Origin of the sequence: Campylobacter sp. RM16189, assembly GCF_012978815.1 — a bacterium.
GTDB lineage: Bacteria > Campylobacterota > Campylobacteria > Campylobacterales > Campylobacteraceae > Campylobacter_A.
Map to the genome: position 1 here is coordinate 1 of NZ_LIWR01000017.1, position 4036 is coordinate 4036.

The following is a 4036-nucleotide window of genomic DNA, read 5'->3' on the forward strand; positions in this document are numbered from 1 at the left end:
CTTCAAGCTTTCTGTCTAAAGATATATTAAAGTTCATTTTTTGGTTAGCCTCTACGGCCGATGAGTCTGAAACAAGGACCGATACTGCACTGCTTACAAGATTAATTCCCAAATCCTTACTACTTTTCGTATAGTTATTTATGGTTAAACTCTTACCCTCTTTTTGAACTATCAAGGTAGCCTTATCATCTCCGTTTATTCTATATGTTATCAAGTTATCGGTATCATCTATATATACACCTTTATCTTTATCATACACTCCGCCTTTTAAAGTAACTCCTTCAAATATTACGCTTCCTTTTGCGTCACTATCAAAGATTATGTCTTTGTCTCCTACGTAGTAGGTGTCGTTGCCTTTACCGCCGTAGATAGTATCTACTCCCTCTCCTCCATAGATAGTATCATCTCCATCATCTTTACCGTCACTAGAGTTTTTACTGTCCGCATATATTATATTATTGCCCTTTGAGTTTCTAAGATCAATGGTGTCTGAACCAGATCCCGCTTCGATGTAGTTATCTCCCTTAGGAACTATTATGTTATCGTTACCCGCTAGGGTGTAGATATAGTTTTTATCTAAACTAATCTTTGTTCCGATAGGATTAATGGTATCGTTTGAATTTGTTCCGAAATGATATTCATCATACATGCCATTAAAGTCCTCGGTAGTATCTATATCCGTATTTGTTTCATAGTCTTTAAAATATATTCCGTTTATAGGCTCTTTATTATCAAGAGCCAGTTTAAGCATCTTTGTTTTATTTGTTATATAGCTATATGAGTATTCGTCTTTATGCTTTTCAAGTTCAGTGTAAGCTTCAGAGGATACGCCCGATACTATAAAAGGGTTTAGGTTTATTAGGGCGTATAAATTTTCAATAGGAATAGAAGAGCTTGAGAATATAGAAGCAAGGGATGAATCTTTAGTTAAGATATCCAAGCTTAATGAATTTTCGGCTGCATTATCAACCCCTAGCTTTTTAAATTCTTCATTTAATTTTTCATAACCTTTGCCTTTATGAATAAGTGCTGTAGATAAATATGCAAGTGTTAACTCTTTATAAGTTATATTAGAGTTAAAATGTTTTAAGATGTCATTTTGCTCTTTTATGGCTTGGTTTAGTGTGGTTATGCTGTGACCGGCAAGAAAATTATACCCCATATTTTTTACCAAAAATCTGGATAAAATATCCAAGATGACCACCAACGATGTTTGTTGTAAAATTTGAAAGAATATCACCGTTTCAAGCACCTTCGTCTTGGTAAGATATGTTGTAGATGTTGCTTTTAGCAAAGTCTTTCATAATTTCAGAATATATTTCATACTCTTGGTAGTTTAAAAGATTAGCCCCAAAAGGATTGTAAGTATACCCTCTAATACCAAATTCCAATCCCAGCTGAGCAGTTAATATACCACCTAAACTATGTCCCGTTAGAGTTAATTTAGACTTGTCGATGTTAAAGTTAGATATAGATTCATTCAAAAACTTAACCGCATCATAATATTGAGGAGTTTTTTCGCCATACCAACTTTTAGCGTCTTTTATTTCATTTGTTCCTCTAAAAGCCAAAACATATTCTTTTGTTTTCAAATCTTTATAAAGAGTTGCGTAAAATCCTGTCCCTTTATTTTCAGATATACTTAATACTTCATAATTCTTGTCATCCGTTAACCCCTTTTTCTGATTCTCATATATAAGCTCTGATAGCTCTCCGTATTTGGTCACTTTTTCAATTGAATTTGACATAATTTACTCCTTAATAGTGTTAAACAGTTTTTCATAAAACAAATCATTGACTCCGCAAGCTTCCCTGCTTTGAAACCAAAACTCCCCAGTGCCCGTATTTAAAAAAGGATAATCATATATACTTTTTATGACAGGTCTTTTTGCGATAGCTTGACCCGTTTTATTATCGATGACGGCCAAATAAAAGCCGCTTATAAAATTAGTTACTATTTTTGGAAATTTTATTTCCATCGTAGTTATATTGTAGTCAAATTTATAGTCTAAATTTTCATGATTTTTTAGTCTATATTCATATTTTTTATCTAAGCCTATACCGTCTTTAAAAAATTCACTATCACTATCTAACTCGACGATATCTAAAATATCTACCCCGGTATCTTTTTTAACTCCTATAACAGGAAAATAATCTTCCACAAGCCACGAACTTTTTTTTATATAAGGATACAATTTATTTTCATTAATCCAGCCGTATGACATAATGGAATCGTCTAGATAAAATATTTTTCCTTTTTTCACGGGAATAATAAAATGATCCAGATTACCACAATAATAACCTGCCGCAATCTTGGAACCAAAAAACCCGCTCCAAGGTAAAAATAAAATTAACATAGAAACTGTAAATTTGGGTTTTATTTTTAATAATCTAAAGATCACTATAAAAAATAATAAGTAAAGAGGATAGACTAAGATCATAAAACATCTTCAATTCTAAAAACGTCTTTTACTTTTACATCTGTCACCAAGACAATTGTACCAGTAGCATCTTCAGTTTTAAATTCTTTATACCCCGCCCAAGCTAGCTCAGCATAAGTCTTTAACACTTCAAACTTTCTCATCTCTTATCCTTTCCAAAGAATTCTGTTATTAGTTTAGTATTGCACTCTTCTAAATGATACTTCTTGCCGCCGTCACAGCGGGTTGAAGATATTCTTGATTGACTACCAACTGCTTTTATAAGACTCTCTACCATTATGCCTTTATATCTAACCATAATATATATATTATCCGCCAATATCTTACCTGTGTTTCTATCTTTTATAATTCCTCCGTAGTTAAAACGTATTCCAAGTAAATTATCAAATATAGTTGTTATATTAGGTTTAAGTTCCATCGGTCGACTATGAGGATCTTGGGTTAAAATCTCAATAGGAGCTATCTCATCTTCTGAAATTTCTTTACGGGCTATACATTTATCTTTGTAGATCTCTTTGAGACTTTTCATTCCGTCTTTTATGAAATCTATCACTTCTTTAGGTATTTTTGTATCCGTTATTGATTTATTTCTATCTTGAATTAGTATCTCTACATCTTTAATAATTTGTTTCTCGTCTTTTTTGTTTGAATTAAGTTCGTTATAAAACCTTTCTAGCTCATCAGGAGTTATTAGGCTGTTTGAGATGTTTTTTAAAAAGGTTTTAACACTTATGCTAGTAGATAAGTAACACTCTTTAGCCCCATCGTTATCAAGATAAATTCTAAAATACTTACCGTTTGTGGCATTGTTTTCGCTTTTTTCCTTATAGTCTATAAAATCCACATAGCCGTTCATTAAAGATATAAAATTTGCATCGGTTACGTTTTCGGGAAAATTGAATAATCTAGTTGTAGTAGGATATAATACAGGGAAATTATATATATTATCCTTCATAATTTTACTCTCTCCCAAATAATAAGCATTTATACTAGGCTCGTCATAGATATTTATATTTGCATACTTATAGCTATAATAATAACCAACAATCCAAATTACCAACAAATCTCCAAAAAACACTAAAAACCATATAAGAAGCGCTCTTAGCTTACGTATGCCTTTGGGTCTGATTAAAGTCATAAAGAAAGTTACGATAAGAAGTATTAGGATTATAAAAAAAGGAGTTGCGGGATGCATATCAGTCCTTTAAAAAGTTATATGCAAATTTAAATTAAACATAAAAAGCTTTTTTACAATAGTAATATTTTATTACTGACAACTTTAATGGAGTCTTAAAGTATCTAACTTAGTCTTATGACAAACAGAGATAAACTCAAGATATATTGATAGTCATATATAGTGATAAATTATAACTGACTTTATAAGTCATCGTTTGGATTAGAACCAGCAACTAAAAAGTAAACAATAGTTTTATTTAAACCATAGATATCAATATAACTGTCTTATAATAGATTTAATATAAAAGTGTGTCGCTAAGAGTATAAAGCGTAGCGACACAAATTCGACACACTTTTTTCAGAATAGAACAGAATTGATAAGAAATTTAAGGAAAAAATAAGAAAAATTTAAGGAAAAA

At 31.1% G+C, this 4036-nt stretch carries 5 protein-coding genes; all 5 read right to left on the minus strand.

The features are described from left to right. On the minus strand, window positions 1–1294 hold a 1294-nt coding region (locus CDOM16189_RS07860), incomplete at its 3' end, for a calcium-binding protein (protein ID WP_170000941.1). Then, entirely contained in the window at window positions 1245–1748 is a 504-nt protein-coding gene (locus CDOM16189_RS07865; protein ID WP_169976008.1) for a Tle-like phospholipase domain-containing protein, read from the minus strand. The genes CDOM16189_RS07860 and CDOM16189_RS07865, both read right to left, overlap by 50 nt. A gap of 3 nt (window positions 1749–1751) precedes the next feature. Beyond that, on the minus strand, window positions 1752–2162 hold the full coding sequence (locus CDOM16189_RS07870; protein ID WP_170000942.1) for a hypothetical protein: 411 nt from the start codon (window positions 2160–2162) through the stop codon (window positions 1752–1754). A gap of 275 nt (window positions 2163–2437) precedes the next feature. After that, on the minus strand, window positions 2438–2584 hold the full coding sequence (locus CDOM16189_RS07875) for a hypothetical protein (protein ID WP_169976004.1): 147 nt from the start codon (window positions 2582–2584) through the stop codon (window positions 2438–2440). Beyond that, complete coding sequence (locus CDOM16189_RS07880; RefSeq protein ID WP_170000943.1) at window positions 2581–3636, minus strand: hypothetical protein; 1056 nt, start codon at window positions 3634–3636, stop codon at window positions 2581–2583. The genes CDOM16189_RS07875 and CDOM16189_RS07880 overlap by 4 nt, the downstream gene beginning before the upstream one ends. Window positions 3637–4036: the final 400 nt, after the last annotated feature.

Excerpts from the sequence above, each read along its gene's own strand:
- CDOM16189_RS07865 (WP_169976008.1), bottom strand. The coding sequence starts at position 1,748 with ATGTCAAATTCAATTGAAAAAGTGACCAAATACGGAGAGCTATCAGAG.
- CDOM16189_RS07875 (WP_169976004.1), bottom strand. The coding sequence starts at position 2,584 with ATGAGAAAGTTTGAAGTGTTAAAGACTTATGCTGAGCTAGCTTGGGCG.
- CDOM16189_RS07880 (WP_170000943.1), bottom strand. The coding sequence starts at position 3,636 with ATGCATCCCGCAACTCCTTTTTTTATAATCCTAATACTTCTTATCGTA.